Source organism: Sphingobium abikonense NBRC 16140 (genome assembly GCF_001598335.1).
GTDB classification, from domain to species: domain Bacteria; phylum Pseudomonadota; class Alphaproteobacteria; order Sphingomonadales; family Sphingomonadaceae; genus Sphingobium; species Sphingobium abikonense.
Window position 1 is genome coordinate 28,623 of sequence record NZ_BCYT01000004.1, and the last position, 23,302, is coordinate 51,924.

At 65.0% G+C, this 23,302-nt stretch carries 19 protein-coding genes and 1 riboswitch; of the genes, 12 read left to right on the forward strand and 7 right to left on the reverse strand.

Going from position 1 to position 23,302, the window contains the following annotated elements; all coding sequences use genetic code 11:
* The first annotated feature begins 36 nt into the window (after nt 1–36).
* The 10 genes from ftsZ to SAB01S_RS05755 all read left to right on the forward strand — a co-directional run bounded on the left by ftsZ (nt 37) and on the right by SAB01S_RS05755 (nt 12,508).
* Complete coding sequence (gene ftsZ / locus SAB01S_RS05710) at nt 37–1,509, forward strand: cell division protein FtsZ (RefSeq protein ID WP_062732354.1); 1,473 nt, start codon at nt 37–39, stop codon at nt 1,507–1,509.
* 124 nt (nt 1,510–1,633) lie between these two features.
* Complete coding sequence (locus tag SAB01S_RS05715) at nt 1,634–3,514, forward strand: SPOR domain-containing protein (protein WP_062732152.1); 1,881 nt, start codon at nt 1,634–1,636, stop codon at nt 3,512–3,514.
* Nucleotides 3,515–3,524: 10 nt separating this feature from the next.
* Complete coding sequence (locus SAB01S_RS05720; RefSeq protein ID WP_062732153.1) at nt 3,525–4,685, forward strand: deoxyguanosinetriphosphate triphosphohydrolase; 1,161 nt, start codon at nt 3,525–3,527, stop codon at nt 4,683–4,685.
* 54 nt (nt 4,686–4,739) lie between these two features.
* Nucleotides 4,740–4,840: riboswitch (glycine riboswitch) on the forward strand.
* Between the two features lie 175 nt (nt 4,841–5,015).
* The gene (gene gcvT, locus SAB01S_RS05725; RefSeq protein ID WP_062732154.1) at nt 5,016–6,164 is read left to right on the forward strand and encodes a glycine cleavage system aminomethyltransferase GcvT; all 1,149 of its coding nucleotides are present in this window, start codon (nt 5,016–5,018) and stop codon (nt 6,162–6,164) included.
* Between the two features lie 31 nt (nt 6,165–6,195).
* Nucleotides 6,196–6,567, forward strand: a complete 372-nt coding sequence (gcvH, locus tag SAB01S_RS05730; protein ID WP_037543450.1) for a glycine cleavage system protein GcvH — start codon at nt 6,196–6,198, stop codon at nt 6,565–6,567.
* Nucleotides 6,568–6,724: 157 nt separating this feature from the next.
* Nucleotides 6,725–8,083: an aminomethyl-transferring glycine dehydrogenase subunit GcvPA gene (gene gcvPA / locus SAB01S_RS05735; RefSeq protein ID WP_062732155.1), complete on the forward strand. Its 1,359-nt coding sequence runs from the start codon at nt 6,725–6,727 to the stop codon at nt 8,081–8,083.
* Nucleotides 8,080–9,654 (forward strand): aminomethyl-transferring glycine dehydrogenase subunit GcvPB, encoded by a 1,575-nt coding sequence (gcvPB, locus tag SAB01S_RS05740; protein WP_062732156.1) that lies wholly within the window; start codon nt 8,080–8,082, stop codon nt 9,652–9,654. The genes gcvPA and gcvPB overlap by 4 nt, the downstream gene beginning before the upstream one ends.
* On the forward strand, nt 9,651–10,322 hold the full coding sequence (locus tag SAB01S_RS05745; protein ID WP_062732157.1) for a DUF938 domain-containing protein: 672 nt from the start codon (nt 9,651–9,653) through the stop codon (nt 10,320–10,322). Before gcvPB ends, SAB01S_RS05745 begins: the two co-directional genes overlap by 4 nt.
* 62 nt (nt 10,323–10,384) lie before the next feature.
* Entirely contained in the window at nt 10,385–11,587 is a 1,203-nt protein-coding gene (locus SAB01S_RS05750) for a cytochrome P450 (RefSeq protein ID WP_062732158.1), read from the forward strand.
* Between the two features lie 42 nt (nt 11,588–11,629).
* Entirely contained in the window at nt 11,630–12,508 is an 879-nt protein-coding gene (locus tag SAB01S_RS05755) for a hypothetical protein (RefSeq protein ID WP_062732159.1), read from the forward strand.
* On the opposite strand, the gene SAB01S_RS05760 is transcribed toward SAB01S_RS05755, so the two are convergent.
* The 5 genes from SAB01S_RS05760 to hrpB form a co-directional block, all read right to left on the reverse strand.
* Entirely contained in the window at nt 12,465–14,468 is a 2,004-nt protein-coding gene (locus SAB01S_RS05760) for an ATP-binding protein (protein ID WP_062732160.1), read from the reverse strand. The two genes, SAB01S_RS05755 and SAB01S_RS05760, sit on opposite strands and share 44 nt — an antisense overlap.
* A 111-nt stretch (nt 14,469–14,579) precedes the next feature.
* Nucleotides 14,580–15,842 (reverse strand): serine palmitoyltransferase, encoded by a 1,263-nt coding sequence (gene spt / locus SAB01S_RS05765; protein WP_062732161.1) that lies wholly within the window; start codon nt 15,840–15,842, stop codon nt 14,580–14,582.
* Between the two features lie 160 nt (nt 15,843–16,002).
* Nucleotides 16,003–16,248 (reverse strand): acyl carrier protein, encoded by a 246-nt coding sequence (locus SAB01S_RS05770; RefSeq protein ID WP_021227036.1) that lies wholly within the window; start codon nt 16,246–16,248, stop codon nt 16,003–16,005.
* Nucleotides 16,249–16,367: 119 nt separating this feature from the next.
* On the reverse strand, nt 16,368–16,646 hold the full coding sequence (locus SAB01S_RS05775) for an ETC complex I subunit (protein WP_021227035.1): 279 nt from the start codon (nt 16,644–16,646) through the stop codon (nt 16,368–16,370).
* A 55-nt stretch (nt 16,647–16,701) separates the two neighbouring features.
* Nucleotides 16,702–19,194, reverse strand: coding sequence for an ATP-dependent helicase HrpB (hrpB, locus tag SAB01S_RS05780; RefSeq protein ID WP_062732162.1), 2,493 nt, complete (start codon nt 19,192–19,194; stop codon nt 16,702–16,704).
* A 154-nt stretch (nt 19,195–19,348) separates the two neighbouring features.
* On the opposite strand from hrpB, the gene SAB01S_RS05785 reads away from it, so the two are divergent.
* Nucleotides 19,349–20,959, forward strand: coding sequence for an ATP-binding protein (locus SAB01S_RS05785; protein WP_062732355.1), 1,611 nt, complete (start codon nt 19,349–19,351; stop codon nt 20,957–20,959).
* A gap of 9 nt (nt 20,960–20,968) precedes the next feature.
* On the opposite strand, the gene SAB01S_RS05790 is transcribed toward SAB01S_RS05785, so the two are convergent.
* Together SAB01S_RS05790 and SAB01S_RS05795 are read right to left on the reverse strand one after the other, a co-directional pair.
* The gene (locus SAB01S_RS05790) at nt 20,969–21,748 is read right to left on the reverse strand and encodes a TSUP family transporter (RefSeq protein WP_062732163.1); all 780 of its coding nucleotides are present in this window, start codon (nt 21,746–21,748) and stop codon (nt 20,969–20,971) included.
* Between the two features lie 128 nt (nt 21,749–21,876).
* Nucleotides 21,877–22,905, reverse strand: a complete 1,029-nt coding sequence (locus tag SAB01S_RS05795) for a polyprenyl synthetase family protein (RefSeq protein WP_062732356.1) — start codon at nt 22,903–22,905, stop codon at nt 21,877–21,879.
* A 106-nt stretch (nt 22,906–23,011) separates the two neighbouring features.
* On the opposite strand from SAB01S_RS05795, the gene SAB01S_RS05800 reads away from it, so the two are divergent.
* Nucleotides 23,012–23,290, forward strand: coding sequence for a chorismate mutase (locus SAB01S_RS05800; protein WP_021227030.1), 279 nt, complete (start codon nt 23,012–23,014; stop codon nt 23,288–23,290).
* Nucleotides 23,291–23,302 lie beyond the last annotated feature (12 nt).

Genomic DNA, 23,302 nt, shown 5'->3' on the forward strand with positions numbered 1-23,302 from the left:
TCGCTTCCTGACGAGGAAGCTGAGGGAGCAGAATATATGAGCATTGAAATCAGCCCGCCCCATGTGGACGAACTGAAGCCGCGCATCGCGGTAATCGGTGTCGGCGGCGCGGGTGGCAATGCCATCGCCAACATGATTGCCGCTTCGGTCGAAGGTGTCGATTTCATCGTCGCCAATACCGACGCGCAGGCGCTTAACAGCTCGCCCGCCGAACGCCGCATTCAGCTTGGCCCGCAGATCACCGAAGGCCTGGGCGCGGGGTCGCGTCCGGAAATCGGCAAGGCGGCCGCGGAAGAAACCATCGCCTCGGTCGAAGAGGCGCTCAATGGCGCGCATATGTGCTTCATCACGGCCGGCATGGGCGGCGGCACCGGCACCGGCGCTGCCCCGGTTATCGCGAAGGCGGCGCGCGATCGCGGTATCCTGACCGTTGGCGTCGTGACCAAGCCCTTCACCTTCGAGGGTAATCGCCGGATGAAGTCGGCGGAAAGCGGTATCGAGGAATTGCAGAAGCATGTCGACACGCTGATCGTCATTCCGAACCAGAATCTGTTCCTAATCGCCAATCCGAACACGACCTTCAAGGAAGCGTTCCAGATGGCGGACGAGGTGCTGCAACAGGGCGTGCGGTCGATCACCGACCTCATGATCATGCCGGGCCTCATCAACCTCGACTTCGCCGACGTGCGGTCGGTGATGGGCGAAATGGGCAAGGCGATGATGGGTACGGGTGAAGCCGAAGGCGACGGCCGTGCGCTTCAGGCGGCGGAAAAGGCGATCGCCAATCCGCTGCTCGACGGCGTGTCGATGCGCGGCGCAAAGGGCGTCATCGTCTCCATCGTCGGTGGCGACGACATGCGCCTGATGGAAGTGGACGAAGCCGCGAACCATATCCGCGAACTGGTCGATCCCGATGCGAACATCATTTGGGGCAGCGCCTTCAACGACAATCTCAACGGCAAGATTCGCGTGTCGGTGGTCGCCACCGGCATCGACAATGAGGTGGGGAGCCAGGCCGCGCCGCTGACCCAGCCGTTCAGCTTCGCGAGCCGTCCGTCGGTCTCCGTCCCGCAACAGACGGCGCGCCCGGCAACTGCCGCTCCGGCCCCGACGTCCGCGCCGCAGCAGGCTGCGCCTACGCCACCGGCCGAGCCGGAGACGCTGGAGCTGGACGTGCCGGCAGCACCGACCCCTGCGCCTGTCGCGCCTCAGCCTGCGCCCACACCCGCTGCTACGCCTTTTTCGCCGCCCAAGCCGGCCGCTATATTCTCCGACGACAATTCGGAGGAGGACGAGCTGGTGCTGGGCGCCGATAATGCCGAACCGCCTGCACCGGCACCCGCGCCTGCCCCGACGCAACCTGCGCCGCGTGTGGCCACCGGCGGCACGCTGTTCGAGCGGATGGCGGGCCTGACGCGCGGGTCGGAAAAGTCGGCTGGCGCCGGTTCGGACGATGCTGCACCCGGTGTCGATATTCCCCGGTTCCTCAACCGCCAGAACAACCAGTAACGCCAGGGGCGGCGACGTCCGCCTACTGTGCAGGAAAGCGCGTCGTCGGCCAACCAGTGCGGCCCGGCGCGCTTTTTGTTCGCGTTGATTTCCCATTCAGCATGGCATCGGTTAAGGGGGGGATGTGACTAAGTCTCTTCCCTGGATTCTCTGCGCGCTTCTGTTTGCGCCCTCCGCCATTGCTCAGACCGATCAGGCCGACCTCGTCCGGCCGTTGGGCGCTGCCGACCTCAACAGCAATCTTGCGCGGCTGGCCTCCAACCCGCGCGATGTCGATGCGCTGATCGGCGCGGGCGAGGCCGCGCTCGCGCTGGATGATCCGCACGGGGCCGCCGGTTTCTTTGCCCGCGCCGATGCGATTGCGAGCGGAAACGGCCGCATCAAGGCAGGGCTGGCGCGGGTCATGCTTAAGCTCCAAAATCCGACAGAAGCCGTCCGCTTGTTCGATCAGGCGCAGCGGCTCGGCTTTCCTGAGGCGAGTATTTTGACGGAACGCGGCCTTGCGCGCGATCTGACTGGCGATCAGGCGGGCGCGCAGCGGGATTATCAGGCCGCCCTGGCGCGGTCGCCCGACAATGCCGAATTGCGCCGCCGTTATGCCGCCTCCCTCGGCATTTCCGGGCAGGTGGATGCGGCGGAAAAGATGCTGGAGCCGCTGCTCTACAAGAGCGACCGCGCCGCATGGCGATACCGCGCGTTCATCTATGCCATGAACAATCGTCAGGCCGATGCCCAGAAAGTGGCTGAGCAGGCCATGCCCGCGCAACTTGCCGCAGCGATCACCCCCTATATGCAGAAAATGCCCTATCTGACCGCGCAGCAGAAGGCGGCGGCGGTGCATTTCGGGCAGTTCCCCTCGCAGGTCGGCACCGCTGTCGCAGCCGTCACGCCGACTGCGCCGCCACCCGCGACGGCATCGGTAGTACCCGCGACCAAGCCCGCCACCCAAGTCGCGCAAGCGCCCGCGCAGACCGCGCCGACGCGCTCTCGTCCGCTCAGCCGGGCCGAGCAGCGGCGGCAGCGCCGGGAGGCGGCGCGTCTGGCGCGCGCCGGAGGACAGAGAACGCTGACGCCTGCGCCGACGCCCGGCTTCTCAACCGCCACCCAACCAGCCTCTACCGCTGTCGCCAGCGCGACGAACAACGCCCCTGCACCTGACGCGCCGACGCAAGTTGCGCAGGCGCAGACTGTCCAGCCCTTGCCGACCCGCGCCGCGCAGCCCCTGGTGCAGCCCTTGCCTCAGGCGCAAAAATCCGCATCCGCATCCGCATCCACGCCGCCGCCGCCGCAGCCGACGGCGCGCGTTGCTGCTTCGGCGGTGCAGGGGCCGCCTGCGCCGGGCTTGGACACGATCGACGGCAGAACGCCCGCTGCCGCAACGCTGCCCCCCGCAACCGGCGCGCAAGGCGATTCCGCCGCACTCGCCCAGGCGTCGCCGCCGCCTGCTGCGGCATCCACGCCGTCCGCGCCTCCCGCGCCCGACCCGCAAGCCACGCGCACGCTTGCTGACATCATTCGCGCGATCGATGTGCCCGATGCGGAACGGCAGCCGACCGTGGCGGCGGTGGATCTGAACGAGATCGCGGCCATGCAGGCGGCCCAGCGCGCCGAACGACAGGCTGCAGCCGCGGCTGCCGCGGCCAAGGCGAAGAAGGAAGCGGCCGCCAAGGCAAAAGCCGAAGCCGACGCCAAGGCCAAGAAAGAGGCCGAGGAGAAAAAGCGCCTTGCCGCCAATCCGTCGCGCAACTGGTTGCAGGTGGGGGTAGGGCAGAGCAAGTCCGCGCTCGCCTTCACGATGAAGCGGCTGCGCGGCAAATATGATAGCATCGCACCGCAGGATGCGTGGACGGCCGGCTGGGGCCAGACTAACCGGCTGCTCGTCGGGCCATTCCCCAGTTTTGCTCGCGCCAAGGAACTGGAAACCAAGCTCAAGGCCGCAGGTGCCGACGTGTTCGCGTGGAAAAGCGATGCGGGAGAGGTAGTCGAGAAGCTGGCGGGCGAGTAAGGCGCAGGGCATGACGATGCTCGCCCCCTATGCCTGCCACCCCGCCGCCAGTCGCGGCCGCCTTCACGCCGAGCCGGGCGGGGAGATGCGCGGGCCGCGCGACATTTTCCAGCGCGACCGCGACCGCATCATTCATTCGATCGCTTTTCGCCGCCTGCGCCATAAGACCCAAGTGTTCGTGTCGCCCGATGGTGACCATTATCGGGTCCGCCTGACTCACAGTCTGGAGGTCGCGCAGATCGGGCGCACCACCGCGCGGACATTGGGCCTTAACGAGGATCTGACGGAGGCGTTGTGCCTGGCGCATGACATCGGCCATCCGCCCTTCGGCCACGCCGGCGAGGATGCGCTGGAGGCTGCGCTGGAGCAGCATGGCGGGTTCGACCATAATGCCCATACACTGCGCACGCTGGTGCTGCTGGAAAGTCCCTATCCGCGCTTTCGCGGGCTGAACCTCAGCTGGGAAATGCTGGAGGGCCTGGCCAAGCATAATGGGCCGGTTATGCATCCAGGCTGGGCGATGCGGGAATTGACTGCGCTTTTTCCACTTGACCTCACAAGCCACGCCTCCTTGGAGGCGCAGCTTGCGGCGATTTCCGACGACATCGCCTATGACAATCACGATATCGACGACGGCCTGCGCGCCGGGCTTTTGACGCTGGAGCAGTTGCTGGAGGTGCCGTTCGTCCAGCTTTGCTGGGACCGTGTCCGCGCCCGCTATCCCGACGTGCCGCAGGACCGGTTGCTGCGCGAACTGGTGCGCGAACAGATTGGCGTGATGGCCAATGATCTGCTGGAAACGACCCGGCGGAACATCGCGGAGTCGCGGGTTGAAACCGTCGACGATGTGCGCGCGCTCGACCGCACGCTCGTTGGTTTTTCGCCTGACCTCGCCGCGCAGGAACGCGCGCTCAAGCGGTTCATGTATGCAACGCTCTATCATCATCCCGACCAATTGGCCGCCGCTGATCGGGCGCGGGTGATCGTCACCGACCTGTTCCGGGCCTATCAGGATGATCCTGCGCTGATGCCGGCCGAATGGCGCGACGAGTGCGCGCTGGAAGAACCGACCCGCAGCCGCCATATCGCCGATTTCATCGCGGGCATGACGGATCGCTATGCGGAAAAGCGGCATCGGGAAATCTTCGGGGCGCTCGCGCTCGCCGATTGACGCGCCCCCTCCTTTGTCGCAATGCGCTGTTTGTCTCCGGCGGATTCGTCCGCCGGGCATGATGCGGGAGAGCATGGGCGGCCTTTGAGGCATAGCCCGTCGCCGAAGGAGCAACCGCCCCGGAATCTCTCAGGCCAAAGGACCGCATCGCGCGCAAGGCACTCTGGAAAGCGGACGCGCTTCTCGCCCGTCCCACCGAAGGGGTAAGCTGGTCGGCCACAAGGCCGCTGGTCAAAGCTCTCAGGTTCCGTGACAGAGGGGGTGGCAGCAATCCGGCCTATCGGGCAGGATGACGCTGTCGCCATATCCTCATGCACGGAGGCCGCATCCATGTCCGGCACTGACGACGTCACCCATATCGAAGAGCTGCCGTTGCAGACATTGCCGCTCGATGCCTGGCATCGCGACAAGGGCGCGCGCATGGTCGGCTTTGCCGGCTATCACATGCCGATCCAGTATGAAGGCATCATGGCCGAACATGGCTGGACCCGTGAACATGCCGGCCTGTTCGATGTCAGCCACATGGGCCAGCTAACCTTTACCGGCGAGGGCGTCGATGCCGCGCTGGAGCATCTGCTGCCCAGCGACATCAAGGGATTGAAGCCCTTTCGCCAGCGTTACTCGATGCTGCTGGACGACGAAGGCGGCATATTGGACGACCTGATGGTGTCGCGCCTGGGTGACGGCGCGTTCGACGGGGCGGACATCTACATGGTCGTCAATGGTGCGACCAAATATGACGATATCGGCTGGATGATCGAGCATCTGCCTGACGAAGTCACCATGAACCATATGGACGAGCAGGCCTTGCTGGCGCTTCAGGGGCCGCAAGCCGGCGAAGCGCTGGCCAGCCTGATCCCGGAAACGGCCGACCTGCTGTTCATGCAATCGGGCCTGTTCACCTGGCGCGGCGTGTCGCTGTGGATCAGCCGGTCCGGCTATACCGGCGAGGACGGCTTTGAAATCAGCATACCGGGCGAGGATGCCAGGTTGCTGGCCGACGCGCTCTGCGCGCTGCCCCAGGTCAAGCCGATCGGTCTTGGCGCGCGCGATTCGCTGAGGCTGGAGGCGGGTCTGCCGCTATACGGCCATGATCTGACGCCCGCCGTCAGCACGATCGCGGCGGATCTGGGCTTTGCCATCCAGAAGCGCAGGCGTGAGGAAGGCGGCTTTATCGGCCATGCCCGCGTGATGAAGGAACTGGCCGATGGACCGGGCGCGCGCCGGGTGGGGCTGCGGATCGATGGTCGTCTACCCGCGCGCGAAGGCGCCAGGATATTTGCCGGGTCGGTCGAGGTCGGCGAAGTCACGTCGGGCGGTTTTGCCCCTACGATCGGCGCGCCGATTGCCATGGGCTGGGTCAGTACGCCTTATTCGGCAATCGACACGGCGTTGGAAATAGATGTGCGCGGCAAGCGTATTGCCGCTGTGGTCGCACCGATGCCGTTCGTTCCGCACCGGTATCGCCGCAAGCCCTGATTTCATCACCTTTGCGAAGGGGAACATGCATATGAGCCGTTATTTTACCGACGAACATGAATGGATCGACGTAGAGGGCGAAATCGCCACGGTCGGCATCACCGACTATGCGCAGGAACAGCTGGGCGACATCGTCTTCGTCGAACTGCCCGCCGAAGGCACGACGTTCGAGAAGGGCGATGATGCCGCCGTCGTCGAATCGGTGAAGGCCGCGTCGGACGTCTATGCGCCGATCTCGGGCGAAGTCGTGGAAACCAACAGCGCGCTGGAGGACGAACCCGCGCTGGTCAACAGCGACGCCGAAGAAGATGGCTGGTTCTTCAAGCTGCGGCTGACCGACGCCAGCGAGCTGGAAGGCCTGATGAACGAAGCCGCCTACAAGAAGTTCGTGGCCAGCCTTTGATGCCTGGATAAGCCCCTCCCTGTCAGGGAGGGGGAAGGGGTGGGTGGCAAGCGAGGCAAGCCTTGCGACTTGACCTTACAGGCAATGCCAGCGATTGCCGGGCAATCGCACCCACCCCCGGCCCCTCCCCGAAAAAGGGAGGGGAGTGGAGAATGACATGCGCTACCTACCCCTTACCGACAGCGACCGGCAGGCGATGCTGGCGACGATCGGCGCCGCGTCCATTGACGATCTCTTCGTCGATGTACCCGCCGAAGCGCGCTTGTCCGGCACGATTCCCGACCTTCCCGACCATGCCAGCGAAATGGCGGTCGAGCGGCACATGGCCGCCCTGGCCCGGAAAAATCTGTCGGCCGGGGAAGCGCCCTTCTTTCTGGGCGCGGGCGCGTATAAGCATCATGTGCCCGCCAGCGTCGATCATCTGATCCAGCGCGGCGAGTTCCTGACCGCCTACACCCCCTATCAGCCGGAAATTGCGCAGGGCACGCTCCAGGTGCTGTTCGAATTCCAGACGCAGGTCGCGCGACTGCTGGGCTGCGACGTTGCCAATGCGTCCATGTATGATGGATCGACCGCCTGCTGGGAGGCGATCGTCATGGCGCGGCGCATCACGAGGCGGGGCAAGGCTCTGCTCTCGTCCGGGCTCCACCCCCATTATGTCTCGGTCGCACAGACGATGGCCAAGTTCACGGGCGACCATCTGGCCTATGAAACGCCCGAACTCGACAGCAAAACCGACAGCCAGAAGTTGATCGCGGCGATCGACAAGGACACAAGCTGCGTTGTTGTCCAATATCCCGATATTCTCGGCCGAATTGAGGATCTTACCGCATTGGCGGACGCGGCGCACGCCACCGGCGCGCTGTTGGTTGCCGTCGTCACCGAACCGGTCGCTCTTGGCGCGATCAAGGCGCCCGGTGCCATGGGCGCGGACATCGTCGTTGGCGAAGGCCAGTCGATCGGCGTCGGGCTGCAATTTGGCGGGCCCTATCTTGGCCTGTTCGCGTGCAAGCAGAAATATGTGCGCCAGATGCCCGGCCGCCTGTGCGGCGAGACGGTCGATGCGGCCGGCAAGCGCGGCTTCGTGCTGACGCTCTCCACCCGCGAACAGCATATTCGCCGCGAAAAGGCGACATCGAACATCTGCACTAATTCAGGCCTCTGTGCCTTGGCGTTCAGCATCCATATGACGCTGCTCGGCGAAAAGGGGCTGCGTGCCTTGGCCGGCCTTAATCACGCGATGGCGGTTCAGGCTGCCGGCCGCCTTGCCGCGCTGCCCGGTGTGACGCTGATGAACGACAGTTTTTTCAACGAATTCACACTTGTCCTGCCCAAGGATGCCCGGGATGTTGTCCGCCGTCTGGCCGACCGGGGCGTGCTGGGCGGCGTATCGCTCGGCCGTCTTTTCCCGACCGCGCCACAGATCGGGAACGGTCTGGTCGTCGCCGTGACCGAAACCGTCACGGCGGAGGATATCGACATCTTTGCCAAGGCGCTTGAGGAGGAACTGGCATGACCATGCTCAAGGAAGGCCGCCCCACCGCCCCCACGCCCGTTGAGGAAGCCCATATGGCCCCCGCCACCGCCACCGGAAACCGCGCGCTGATGCTGGAGGAAAAGCTGATCTTCGAGATCGGCTCGACTGACACCACAGGCGTCGACTTCGCTGTCGCTCCCACGGGCGAAAATCGCCTGGGCGACCTTGCCCGCGCAGATGCGATCGGCCTGCCGGGCCTTTCCGAACAGGAAACGGTGCGCCATTATACGCGCCTCAGCCGCCAGAATTACGCCATCGACCTCGGCCTGTTCCCGCTCGGCTCCTGCACGATGAAGCACAACCCGCGCCTCAATGAAAAGGTCGCGCGGATGCCCGGTTTTGCCGACATTCATCCGCTCCAGCCGCAATCGACGGTGCAGGGCGCGCTCGGTGTCATCAATGAACTCGCCGTCTGGCTCATCAAGCTCACCGGCATGCACGGCGTCGCCATGACGCCCAAGGCCGGTGCGCATGGCGAATTGTGCGGGCTGCTATGCATCCGCGCCGCGCTCGAAGCGCGCGGCGATGCGCGCCAAGTCGTACTCGTGCCCGAAAGCGCGCATGGCACCAATCCCGCCACGGCTGCTTTCTGCGGCTACAAGGTTGAGGATATTCCCGCGACCCCCGATGGCCGCGTCGACCTTGAAGCGTTGAAAGCCCGGCTCGGCCCCGATGTTGCGGCGGTGATGATCACCAACCCCAACACCTGCGGCCTGTTCGAGCGCGACATGAAGGTGATTTCCGATGCGGTCCATGCCGCCGGTGCGTTCGTCTATTGCGACGGCGCGAACTTCAACGCCATCGTCGGCCGCGTCCGCCCCGGCGACCTTGGCGTCGACGCGATGCACATAAACCTGCACAAGACCTTTTCCACCCCGCATGGCGGTGGCGGTCCGGGGTCCGGCCCGGTCGTGCTCTCCGAAGCGCTCGCGCCCTTCGGCCCGCTCCCATACACTGCGCGCATGGAAGACGGCTCGATCCACCTTATCGAGGAGGAGAATGTCGGCGAGGAAATGCCGCAGAGCTTCGGTCGCATGTCCGCCTTCCACGGCCAGATGGGCATGTTCACCCGCGCGCTGGCCTATATCCTGTCCCACGGTGCCGACGGTCTGCGCCAAGTGGCGGAGGACGCGGTGCTCAACGCCAACTATGTGCTCCGCAGCCTCGACGATGTGCTCGACGCGCCCTTCGGTGGCAGCGGCCCGTGCATGCATGAGGCGTTGTTCAGCGACAAGGGGCTGGCAGAGGGTTTCACCACGCTCGACATTGCCAAGGGGCTGATCGACGAAGGCTTCCATCCGATGACCATGTATTTCCCGCTGGTCGTCCATGGCGCGATGCTGGTCGAACCGACCGAGACGGAGAGCAAGGCGGCGCTCGACCAGTTCATCCTGGCGCTGCGCAGCCTGGCAGAGCGGGCGAAGGCGGGGGACGAGGCGCTGAAGGGCGCGCCCTATCATGCGCCGCGCCGTCGCCTGGACGAGACGCTGGCCGCGCGCAAACCGGTGCTGAGCTGGAGCGAGCCGGATTTGGCGGCTGCCGCCGAGTGACGATCTGGGTTCCCGGTGAGGCGGGGGCGGGGGGCGCTGAACCACCCGATCCTCGCCGTCATGCCCCCGCCACGCTGCGGAACCGTAACGATATCGTAACGAAATTGCGCGATATGCTGCCGCCCTCCGGCCTTGTGCTGGAAGTCGCCAGCGGTAGTGGCGAGCATGCTGTCCACTTCGCTGCCACCTTTCCCGATCTTGACTGGCAACCGACAGACCCTGATCCCACCGCGCTGGCGTCCATCGCGGCCTGGCGAGCGGACGCGGCGCTTCCCAATCTACGCCTGCCTCTGCAACTGGATGCAAGCGGGGCCAACTGGCCAATCGACAGGGCGGACGCGGTCCTGTGCATCAACATGGCGCATATCAGCCCGTGGGACGCGACGGTCGGGCTGTTCACGCACGCCGCGCGTCTGTTGCCGCCCGGCGCGGCGTTAATCCTGTACGGCCCCTGGGTCCGCACCGACGCGCCGACCGCGCCCAGCAATCTGGCGTTCGATGCCGACTTGCGCGCGCGTGATTCCCGCTGGGGGCTGCGCAGGGTCGAGGATGCCGACCTTCTCGCGCAGCGCCACGGCTTTGGCGCATGTCAGCTGTCTGCCATGCCCGCCAATAATGTCATGCTGCTCTATCGCCGGACGACTGCCAGCGCCAACGACCTGCCATAAGTCGCAGCTTCCGCGTGGCTGGGCGGGCGATAGGCTCTGCCTTCGTCGCGAGGGAGAGGAGCATGGACGCTGCGATACCGGCGCATGTGCCAGCGGATCGAGTGGTCGATTTCGACATTTTCAATCCGCCGGGCGCGGAGGAGGATTATTTCGCCGCCTGGCAGGCGCTGGCGCGCCCGGGTTGGCCGGGCATCGTCTGGACGATCGCCAATGGCGGCCACTGGATCGCGACGGCTGGACCCATCGTTCGTGACCTCTGGGCCGATAATCGACGCTTGTCGAGCGCGGTGCTGGCCGTGACGCCGGGCTTGGGGGATGTCATGCGCTTCATCCCGTTGCAGCAGGACCCGCCCGAGCATCAGCCATTCCGCATGGCCGTGATGAAGGGGTTTGCATCCCGCCATATTGTCGCGCTGGAACCCCAGGTGCGCGCGGTCGCGCGCGAATTGGTGCGCGATCTCGCGCCGCTGGGACAATGCGAATTTACCGAGCAATTTGCCGAAATCCTCCCGCTCCATATCTTTCTGACATTGATCGACGTGCCGCTGGAGGATCGCCCCCGCCTGCGCGCGCTGGGTGCGCAGCTGACTCGCCCGGACGGGTCGATGAGCGTCGAGCAACTGCGCGACGCGGCCGACGCCTATCTGGCCCCCTATATCGCCGAGCGCATGGCTGCGCCGGGCGAAGACCTGTTCAGCCGCATCCTGTCAGAGCCGGTCGCGGGTCGTCCCTGGACGCTGGACGAGGCGCAGCGGATGTGCCGCAACCTGCTCTTCGGCGGGCTGGACACGGTGGTCGCCGCCGTCGGCATGGCGGCACTACATCTGGCACGCCATCCTGACGATCAGGCGGCGTTGCGTGCCGATCCCGCGCTGATTCCCGACGCCGCTGACGAATTGCTGCGCCGCTATCCCACGGTGTCGGTCAGCCGCAATCTGGTCGAAGATGTCGACGTGGACGGCGTGACGCTCAAACAAGGCGACATCATCTATCTGCCCAGCCTGTTCCATAATCTGGATGCGACGGCGTTCGATGCGCCCGATGAGGTGCGGTTCGACCGGCGCTTGAACGCCACCCGCCACAGCACGATGGGCGCGGGTGCGCATCGCTGCGTCGGCGCGGGGCTGGCGCGCATGGAAATGATCGTCTTTCTGGAGGAATGGCTGGCGGGCATTCCGTCCTTCCGCTTGGACCCGGCGCATCCTGTGCGGATGAAGGGCGGCAATGTCGGGGCCTGTACCCATCTGCCGCTCCAGTGGGACTGAACGCGCTTCATTTTCCGCATCGGCCGCGATAGGGCCGGCATCATGACCCGCCGCCTTATCGACCTTGTGCGTGACGAATTGCTCCAGCCCGCCGATCCGCGCGCCGCTGCGATGGCGGGTGCACTGGCTGCGCGCTATCCCGACGCGTCTCGCGCCGTGCTCTTTTACGGCTCCTGTTTGCGGGAGGCCAATCTCGATGGGCTGATGCTCGATTTCTATCTGATCGTATCCGACTATCGGGCGGCCTATGGGAAAGGTTGGCTCGCGCATGCAAATTCCCTGGTGCCGCCTAATGTCTTTCCCTTCGAACATCATGGTCTGGTCGCCAAATATGCCGTGCTGTCGGAAGCGGATTTCGCGCGCCTGAATAGTCCGGCCGCCGACAATGTGTCGGTATGGGCGCGCTTTGCCCAGCCCGCGCGGCTGCTCTGGGCATCGGACGATCTGGCGCGGCAGCGCACCGTCGCGGCGGTTGCGCAGGCGGCGCCGACCTTGCTGTCGCTGGCGCAGCCGATCGCGTCAGCCGGGGAAGGCATATTGGGCCTGTGGCGTACCGGTTTTGCCCTGACCTATGGTGCGGAACTGAGAGCCGAGAGGAAAGGGCGGTCCCTGTCCATCGTGGACGCCGACCCCGAACGCTATCGGCGCTTTGGCGAAGCCGCGCTTGCCGATGGACTCCCGCCAGCGCCGGCCGATGCGCCTGACCGCTGGAAGCACCTGCAACGCCGAGGAAAGCGCCTGTCCGTCATCCGCCTGGTCAAGGCGAGTTTCACCTATGCCGGCGGGATCGATTATCTCGCCTGGAAGATCAACCGCCATGCCGGCACGAAGATCATGATCAAGCCCTGGCAACGGCGCTGGCCGCTTTTGGGCGCGATCACTCTGCTGCCGCGGCTGTTACGGGGCGGTGCGATCCGTTGAGCGCGGTGCCAACGGCCTGTGCGAGGGCAGCGAGGGTATAGGGCTTGCGGAGCACGGCATGGCCGCCGAAGTCGGCCTGGTCATTGCCATCGCCGGTGAAGCCGGTGACGAACAGAACCGGCAGATGATGGAATGCCGCCGGCAGCGCGCGGACCATTTCCGGCCCGGTCATCTCCGGCATCAGGACATCGCTCAGGATCAGGCCAATGTCACTATTGTTGCCGAGCAGCCGGGCCGCCTTGGTCGGGTGGTCGCAGGCGATGGGCAGATGGCCCAATTCGCTGAGCGCCGCCATCGTCTGCCGCAGAACGCGTGGATCATCCTCCACCACCAGGATGCGCGTGGGCGGATGCTCGACGGGCGCGCGCGCCAGTGACAGGCTATCGTCCGCCAGAGGCTCTGCCTGCGTGATGCAACGCGGCAGATAGAGGGTCACGGTACTGCCGCGTCCCGGTTCGGATTCGATGCGAATGTCGCCATCGCTTTGTCGAACCAGGCCGAAAATCTGGCTGAGGCCAAGTCCAGTGCCTTTGCCTACGGGCTTGGTCGTGAAAAAGGGTTCGAACACACGCGCCATGATTTCGGGCGTCATCCCACAGCCGTCGTCCGTCACGCTCAGGCAGACATAGTCGCCCGCCGCGCATTCGCCGACGTCGCCTTGCGCCAGAGAGCTGCGCCTGGTGGCGAGCATCAGGCGGCCGCGCCCTTCCATGGCGTCACGGGCATTGACGCACAGGTTGAGGATCGCATTTTCCATCTGATGCTGATCGACGAAAATCTGCCAGCCCTGTGCTTCATGTTGAAAGGTAACGGTGATCTGATCGCCGATCGTGCGGTCGATGAGGTCCGCCATGCCCGCGATCAGGGCGTCAGGGTCCACGGCGCTGGGCAGCAGCGGTTCTGACCGGGCGAAAGCCAGCAACCGGCGGGTCAGCGCAGCGGCGCGGTTGGCGCCTTCGGTCGCATTGTCGAGATGGCGTAGCGCTTCCTCGGGCTGCGCCTGCATCTTGCGCCGCGCCAGTTCCAGACCGCCCACGACAACCGCCAGCATATTGTTGAAATCATGGGCGATGCCGCCTGTAAGCTGGCCGATGGCGTCCATTTTCTGCATCTGGCGCAGGCTGTCCTCAGCGGCTGCGCGCTCGCTCGCCTCGCGTTTCAGCTGCTCATAGGCGGCGGACAGTTCGGCGGTGCGCGCGCGCACCGCCGCGTCGAGTGAATCGGCGCGTTCGGATTCCAGTTCGGCCTGTCGCCTGGCCTTGCGCCTGTCGGTGATGGCGATATGCGCGAACCAGGCGGCGAACAGCACGCAGACCAGCAGCACAAGGCCGAACAGCCGCCACGTCTTGCCGATCCATTCGGTGCGATCGCCGGCCAGCGACACGGCTAGGCTGCGTTCGCGCAATCGTGCATTCTCCGCCGCAATCACCCGGTCGAGCAGGCTGGTGATGCGCTGCAAATCCTCGCTCTTGCCCGCTTCGTGAAATTTGGCGAGCGCCGTCATCTTCTGGTCGTAGGTGGTGCGAAGGCCGATCTCGCTCAGCCTTTTGCCCCGGTCCGCAAAGGCGCGCCGCAGCGCTTCGACATTGCCCCTTTGCCAGTCGGCGCCCCGGGTCGCGTAAAACAGCGCGCGAAGCTGGCTGTTGGCGTTGCGCCATTGTTCCTGGAACAGGCGGCCGGTGTCGGGTTCAAGGCTGATGACATAGCGGGCCAGCGTCACTTCCGCCCGTGCGATGCGCGCTTCGAACCCACGCGCCAGCGCGATGACCTCGAAACTACGCTGTTGCTCCGCCAGCGCCAGCGCGTGATCGCGCGAGGCCGTCCGGGCGGTATAGAGCAGCGCGCCCAGCGAGCCGACAAGCAGGATGACGAGCAGCCACGGCACGATGCGACGCAGCGCGGCAGGCCAGTCCATGCCGCGCTGATCGGGTTGCTGGTTGTCGAAAATGCCGTCCGCCATGGCTGCCGACCTTAGCCCAACAGAATCGAAGGCGAAATATCCTGCGCTGCATTTCCGGCCGTTAGCGTCTCACCTATTGGCCGGAGGCGCAGTGTCAGGTGCCGGGCCGGGTCAGCCGATCGCGCCCGTCGCCTTGCCCGCGGCATCGAACATGGCGATGATCTGTTCAACCTGATCGTCGCTATGGTCGGCGCACAGCGAGCAGCGCAGCAGGAAGGTGCCGGCGGGCGTGGCCGGCGGACGGGCCATGTTGACGTAGAGGCCCAGCTCCAGCAGCGCTTGCCACATGGAGACGGCCTGGGCCTGATCGGTCAGGATGACCGCGATGATCGCCGATTGGGGCGTCTTGGTCCCCAGCGTAAAGCCAAGGTCGGTCAGCCCCTTGTGCAGGCGCTGGCTGTTCTTCCACAGATGCGCGCGCTTTTCGCCCGCATGCATCAGCTTGCGGATGCTGGTCGCGGCGGTGGCGACGACGCTGGGCGGCAGCGACGCGGTGAAGACATAGGGTCGGCAAACGAGGCGCAGCACTTCGAACTTGGGGTGATTGGACACGCAGAAGCCGCCCACTGTGCCGACCGACTTGGAAAAGGTGCCGACGACGAAATCGACGTCCTGCTCGACACCCTGTTCCTCATAGACCCCGCGGCCATTGGCGCCAAAAAAGCCCATGCCATGGGCTTCGTCGACCAGGATCATGCAGTTGGGATGCTTGCGGATCGCAGCGACCATGTCGGGCAGGGGTGCGACGTCGCCCAGCATGGAATAGACGCCCTCCAGCACCACGAGCTTCAGCGCATCGGCGGGCAGGCGGCCCAGCCGCTTGTCCAGATCCTCGACGCTGTTGTGCCGGAACCGGACGATGTCTGCGTCACCCAGGAAACAACCGTCATAGATGGACGCATGGCTGTCGGCATCGAGCACGACATAGTCGCCCTTGCCCGCGAGCGTAGAAATGATGCCAAGATTCGCCTGATAGCCGGTCGAAAAAACCATGGCGCCGCTGGTGCCGTAAAAGTCCTTGAGCGCGTCCTCGACCTGCTTGTGCCCCTGATAGGTGCCGTTCAGTACACGGCTGCCGGTCGTGCCTGCGCCGAATTCATCGAGCGCCTTCTTGCCCGCTGCAACCACATCGGGATCGAAGGTCATGCCCATATAGTTATAGGTGCCAAGCAGGATCGTGTCCTTGCCCTTGATGACCGCTTGCGTCGGGGATTTCACCTCGTCCATTACGATGGCGAAGGGATCGCGCACGCCGGTTGCCAGCAGCGCCTCGCGCTCCGCAATTAGGGGATCGAATTTGGAAAACAGGTCGCGCGCGGCGGGTGTTTCCACCGGAGTGCGCGCGTCGTTCGCGGTTGCGGCTGCGTCGGTCATATGTCTATCCCTCAATCCGTTCGTGCTGAGTAGGGACTGAGCGCAGTCGAAGGCCCATATCGAAGCATCCCGCTGTGCCCGATCCTTCGATACGCCGTTTCGTCCTTCGGCAAGCTCAGGACTTTCAACGACTACTCAGGACGAACGGAGGTTCAAAGTTTCAGGCGGCCTTGAGTTTCTGCACCGCGTCGACCAACTGGCCCACGGTTTCGATCTCGGCCTGCATGTTCATGGTGATGATGATGTCGAATTCATCTTCGATCGCCGCGACGAAATCCATTACGGTCAGGCTGTCCCATTCCAGATCGCCGGCAAAGCTGGTTGTCTCGGTCAGCGCGATACCCTTTTTGTTGAAGGGTTCGATCTGCGCAGCGACGCTGTCGAAAATTGCGGTGCGATCCGTCATTATCGTGAAAATCTTTCCGTCAAAACGCGGCTTGTGCCGCCTATGTCCGCCCCTTGGCAAGCGAATAAGGCGTCAATCGGGCAGCATCGCGCCCGATTGTGCAAGCAAAATGCGATGGCTCAGCGGAAATTGTCGGCGTAGGCCTGAATTTTCAGCGTCTTGGGCGGGGTGGGGATGAGCGTGTAGGCAATGCCATATTTGTCGGCATAGGCGATGGCGGCGTCCTGCGTGGCGAAGGTCAGCTTGACCTGGCTTTGCGTATCGCCAGACCCTGCCCAGCCGGTCAGCGGATCGGGCGTCTTGGCTTCGGCCTGCGCGAATTCCAGCACCCATTTATGGGTCAGCGCCTTGCCCGACTGCATGGCGTTTTTCTGGATCTGATAAATGCGCGCGCTCATCGCGTGGAAACTCCGTTCAAGACCGTGCTGCGTTGCACCAGCCGCGCGGTTCAAGTCAAGACTTGGCGCGGGCATCGGCCCTTTTGGTGCGCAAAGTCGCACTGGCGGCGGCGGGATCGTCGGGCCAGGGGTGGCGGGGGTAGCGGCCGCGCATTTCCTTGGCCACGTCGCGCCAGTTGCCCGCCCAGAAACCGGGCAGGTCGCGGGTCGTCTGGATCGGTCGTCCGGCAGGCGAGGTGAGCGAGAGGACAAGCGGAATATGCTGGCTGCCGATCGTCGGATGCGTCGCCAGGCCGAATAGCGCCTGCACGCGCAATTCGACGCGCGGGCCGCCGTCGGCCGCATAGTCGATGGCATGGGTCGAACCGGCAGGAGAGCGAAAGTCGGCGGGGGCAAGCCGGTCCAGCTGTTGCTTGCCGTCCCAGCCGATCAGCCCGTCGAGCACGCCGGACAATGAAGACCGGTCTATGTCCGACAGGCGGCGCTTGCCCTGGAGCAGTGGCGGCAACCAGTCATCCAGCGTCGCCATCAGCGCCGCGTCCGACAGCGCCTCGATGCCGGCAAAGGCGGCGCGCGTCCGCAGGGATATTGCCGCATCGGACCAGGGGAGCAGCGACAGGCCGCCTTGCCGGACGCCATCAGTCAAGGCGGCGGCAACAGCGTCAGGATCGGGCCGATCATCCGACCCCGAAGACAGGCGCACGGAGCCCAGCCGCCGTTCCCGGAGCGCCTCGATACCGCCATTGGCGCTGCGGAAGCGCACGGTGCGATGTTCTTGCACGCGTTGGCCGAACAGCGTCAGGATATCGGCTTCCGCGATCGGCGCTGCCGACAGGATGCGTGCGCCCGCGGCGCTGCCCTGCACTTCGCCCACCGCCAGCCATTCCTCACGTGCAAGCGGGGAGAGCGGATCGAGCCGAAAGCCGCGCCCGCCTACACTGGCCCAGTCCGCGCCGTCGGCGGAGCGGCGTCGTGCCACGCGATCGGGGAAGGCGAGGGCGAGACACAGACCGACCTGATGGTCGGATGCGGCGGGAAAGGATGGGCGGTGACCGTCCGAAACACGCGTGTTGGAACCTCTTTCGTCCTCGTCGGCCGGGACGAGCCTGGCCCAGCGGCGCGCCATCGCGCGGGCGGCGTCCGCCCGTTTGCCGCTTTCCCGTCGCCAGCGTTGCCGCCGAAGCGTCAGGTCGATGTCCTGCCCGCCAATGCCGCGCTCGCCCAGAAGCACGGCCACATCGGCGGCGATGTCGGCCAGCCCCATGTCGCCCGCGCGCACGAGCATATGCGCGATGCGGGGCGACAGCGGCAATTTCGCCAGCGTCTTGCCATGTGCGGTGATGCGGCCATCGCCATCCAGCGCATCGAGCGTGAAGAGCCGCCGGCGGGCTTCGCCAACCGCTGCAGTCGGCGGCGGATCGAGCCAGCGGAGCGAGGCGGGATCGGTCACGCCCCAGAGCGCGCAATCGAGTATCAGACTGGAGAGGTCGCTTTCCAGGATTTCGGGCGGATCGAATGGCGGCATGCCGGCAGTCGCGGCCGCTTCCCACAGGCGATAGGCGACCCCCGGCCGCTGCCGCGCCGCGCGGCCAGCGCGCTGGGTCGCTGACGCCTGGCTGGCCCGTTCGGTGACAAGGCGTGTCACGCCCGCTGCCCGATCGTAACGCGGGCGGCGGGCCAGGCCGCTGTCCACGACAATGCGGACTCCGTCGATGGTCAGGCTGGTTTCAGCGATGGACGTCGACAGGATCACCTTGCGCCGTCCCTCGCGCGATGGACGGATGGCGGCGCGCTGGGCTGCCGGATCAAGCGAACCATGCAGCTTGTGCACCTCCGCCGGCACGCCCTCCACCCGCTCGGCCGTGCGTTCGATTTCCGCAACGCCCGGCAGAAAGGCGAGCAGATCGCCTTCTTCCTCCTCCGCCAAAGCGCGGCGAATGGCGGCGGCCATATCGTCCTCGATCCGTTTCTCAGACGAGCGGCCGATATGGCGCAGATCAAGCGGCTGGATGCGGCCTTCGCTCTCGATCACCGGCGCGCCGCCCAACATGTCGGCGAAGCGCGCGCCGTCCAACGTCGCCGACATCGGCACGATGCGCAGGTCGGGTCGCAACGCAGCCTGCGCGTCGAGCGCGAGGGCAAGGCCGAAATCACTATCGAGACTACGCTCGTGCACCTCGTCGAACAAGACCGCGGATATGCCCGTCAGTTCCGGGTCATCCTGAATGCGGCGGACGAATATGCCTTCGGTCAGTACCAGCAGGCGGGTGCGGGCCGACTGCCGGCTGTCCATGCGCGTGGCATAGCCGACCGTGCCGCCAGGCTGCTCGCCCATCATCTCGGCAATGCGCTCTGCCGCTGCCCGCGCCGCCAGCCGGCGCGGCGACAATAGCAGAACCTGGCCCGAGCACCATGTTTCGGTCAACAGGGCCGGTGCAACGGCCGTCGTCTTGCCCGCGCCAGGCGGCGCCACCAGCACCGCGCTGCTGCCGGCCCGCAGGGCGGCGAGCAGGTCGGGCAGCACGGCGTGGATGGGCAGCATCGTCATCGCTTCAGCCTCTCGCGCCGAAATGGCGTCAGCGCAAGCGGCGCAAAAAATCCGGAGGCCAAGGAAAGAGTTGCGTGCGGGAACGTTGCAGCGGCACGGGTTCAATTGAACGCGCGATCAGTCGGCATATGATAGTGAACAGGTGGTGGAGACGATGCCCAATTTGACGGGGAATGCGGAACGCTATCGCACCCTGTTCGAATCGATGGATGAAGGTTTTTGCATCATCGAATTTCTGGACGGGCCACATGGTCCCTTGAGCGACTATATTCATGTCGAAGCCAACGCCGCCTATGAACGGCATGCCGGCATCGCCAATGTCGTGGGCCAGAAAGTCCGCGACATGGTGCCGGACGAGGCGGATGGCTGGGTGGAGCTTTATGGCGGCGTTCTCCACAGCGGAAAGCCGATCCGGTTTCAGCGTGAGCTGGTCGCGACCGGTCATCATCTGGAGGTGCACAGCTATCGCATTGGCCCTTTCGAAAGCCGGCAGGTGGCCGTGCTGTTCAAGGACATAACCGATCGCATCCAAGTGGAGCGCGCGCAGCGCGAATTGCAGGAGACGTTGGAAGCGCGCATCGCCGAGGCGCTGGCCGAGCGCGAAGAAGTGGAACTCGCCTTGCGGCAGGCGCAGAAAATGGAGGCGGTGGGTCAATTGACCGGCGGGCTGGCCCATGATTTCAACAATTTGTTAGCCGGCATCACCGGCGCGTTCGAAATGATCAGCGTGCGCCTGGCGCAGGGGCGGGTGGGCGACGTCGAAAAATATCTGGCGGCGGGACAGGGGGCGGCCCGGCGCGCGGCCGCACTGACCCATCGGCTACTCGCCTTTTCGCGGCGGCAGACATTGTCACCCAAGCCGATTGTCGTGAACCGGATGCTGGGCGACCTGTCCGAACTGGTGCGGCGCACGGTCGGCCCGCAGATCGAGGTGCAGACGATTGCCGCCGGCGGCCTGTGGCCGGCGATGGTGGACGTCAATCAGCTCGAAAATGCGCTGCTTAACCTGTGCATCAACGCGCGCGACGCGATGCCCGATGGCGGCAAGATCACGATCGAAACCGCTAACCGCTGGCTGGATGACCGCACCGCGCGGGAGCATAATCTGACCGCCGGCCAATATGTGACGGTCTGCGTCAGCGATACGGGCACCGGCATCGACAAAGCTCTGCTGGACCGGGTGTTCGACCCCTTCTTCACCACCAAGCCGATCGGACAGGGGACGGGCCTTGGCCTGTCCATGGTGTATGGCTTCGCGCGCCAGAGCAATGGCCATGTCCGCATCTATTCCGAAGTCGGGCAGGGCACGATGGTGTGCATCTACTTGCCCCGCCATCTGGGTGATGAAGAGGCAGAGGTCATCCTGCCGGCGGATATGCCGGCGACCGTCGATGCCGGGGAAACGGTACTCATTATCGATGACGAGCCATCGGTGCGGATGCTGGTCAGCGATGCGCTGACGGAGTTGGGCTTTTGCTGCCTGGAGGCGGGCGATGGCCCGGCGGGCCTGCGCTTGCTGGAATCGGAGACGCGGATCGACCTGTTGGTGACGGACGTCGGGCTTCCTGGCGGCCTCAATGGGCGTCAGGTGGCGGACGCCGCGCGGCGATTGCGCGGCGACCTGCGCATCCTGTTCATCACGGGCTATGCCGAAAATGCCGTGCTGAACCACGGCCATATCGAGCCGGGCATGGAAGTGCTGACCAAGCCCTTCGCGGTGGACGACCTTCGCCGGCGCGTCGCTACGCTATTGCAGGTGCAGTGAGGCGCAGGCTTAGCTGAACAGATAGAGATGGATCGGGTTTTTGGGGTCGAGCAGCATCTTGGCCGTCAGGGCGAGCGACATCAGGACAAGCAGCGGCTTGATGAGGCGCGATCCGAAGCGCATCGCCAGATGCGATCCGATCTGCCCGCCGACGATGCTGCCGCATGCCATGGCAAGGCCGGCGATCCAGATGACATGGCCGCCCGCCAGCATCGTCAGCAGGCCAGCAATATTGCTGGCGAAATTCGCCGCCTTCGTCTGCGCGGTGGCGCGCAATATCGACAGGCCGCCCAGCGCCAGGAAAATGGTTGTGTAGAACGCCCCAGCGCCGGGACCGAAAAAGCCGTCGTAAAAGCCGATTACGCCGATCAGGCCGGACAATCCCGCTATGCCGATCCGGGCGTGGCGGTCGGCGTCGCCCAGTTTGGGCGAAAAGGTGAAATAGGCCGCCATCGCGACCAGCAGTGCAGGCATCAGCCCGGCCAATATGGACGGATCGACCCGTTGCAACAGCCACGCGCCGCCTACCGACCCGATGAATGCGGCGATCACCGGCCCCTTGAAGCTTTTGAGGTCCATATGCCCGCGCCGGGCATAGGCGACGCAGGCGCCGAACGTGCCAAAGCAGCTTTGCAGCTTGTTGGTCGCCACGGCCTGCACCGGTGGGATGCCGGCCGCCATCAGCGCGGGCAGGGTGATGAGCCCTCCGCCGCCCGCCATGGCGTCAATACACCCTGCCATCGACGCGGCCGCGACCAGGAAGGCTATCGTTTCGGGGGAGAGGATCATGGCATGTCCGGTTCAGCAAATTGCTCGGAGGGGCCAAGCATGTCGCACGGGATTGTCGGGGACGGACAGGCCAAATGGATGGACGAATCCGCGTGAAGGGTGGAAGAAACGAACGGCAATGCGCCCGTTCAATAGGCCCTTGCTATCGCAAATTCCACGGCTTCGGTAAGGGCCGCTTTGGCCCGGCCGGCATCGAACATCCCCAGCGCGTCGATCGCCCGCTGGCCATAGTGACGGGCGCGCGCCAGCGTGTCGGCAATAGCGCCGGTCTGGCGCAGCAAGCCGGTGGCGTGAGCGAGATCGGCGTCGCTGACGCGATGCCCGGCGATCGCCGCTTTCCAGAAAGTGCGATCCTCCTCGCTGCCCCGCGCATAGGCGAGGATGACGGGCAACGTCACCTTGCCGTCGCGGAAATCGTCGCCGGCATCCTTGCCCATCGTCGCTTCGTCCGATTCATAGTCGATCGCATCGTCGATCAGCTGGAAGGCGATGCCAAGGTTACGGCCATAGACGTCCAGCGCCTGCTCCTCGGCTTCGCTGCGGTCGGCAACGACAGCGGAAATGCGACAGGCGGCAGCGAACAAGGCCGCGGTCTTGGCGCCGATAATGTCGAGATATTGCTCTTCGCTCGTGTCGATCTTGCGCTGTGCCGTCAGCTGATTGACTTCTCCCTCGGCGATCACGGCCGATGCGCCGGACAGGATCTTGAGCACCTTGAGCGATTCCGCTTCGACCATCAGCTCGAAGGAACGGGAAAAGAGAAAGTCGCCGACCAGCACGCTGGCGCTGTTGCCCCAGATGATATTGGCGGTCTTGCGGCCCCGGCGCATACCAGACCCATCGACGACATCGTCGTGGAGAAGCGTGGCGGTGTGAATGAACTCGACGGCGGCGGCCAGCTTGTAATGACGCGCACCGGCATAGCCGACAAGGTCGGCGCAGGCGAGCGTCAGCATCGGCCGCAGCCGCTTGCCGCCACCGGCGATCAGATGCCCCGCCAGTTCCGGGATCAACGGGATGCGGGACTGCATCCGATCCAGGATCACGGCATTGACCTGGTTCATGCCATCGGCGACCAGATTCATGATGGGGTCGAGCGACGGCGCGCTGGACGCGCGGCCGATCGGATGGACGTTACCGGGGGCAGGTGCTGTCATGACCGCGATCATGTGGCGGTGCAAAAGCGCAAAGGCAAGCGGGAATAGCTTGCACGCCGGCCCGCAAGCGGCAAAAAGCGCCGCGACCGACAGGAGGAGCCGCCAGATGGACGAGACGTTGAAACGCTATCGCGAAAGCATCGATAATATCGACGCGGCGCTGGTGTTCATGCTCGCCGAACGGTTCAAGGTGACGCAGGCGGTAGGCGAGTATAAGGCGACCCATGACCTGCCGCCGGCCGATCCGGGCCGGGAGGAGCGGCAGATTGCGCGGTTGCGGCAATTGGCGGCGGACGCCAATCTGGATCCTGATTTCACCGAGAAATTCCTGCGTTTCATCATCGACGAAGTGATCCGCCATCACGAACGCCTGCGCGAAGGCTGATGAGCCGCTCCC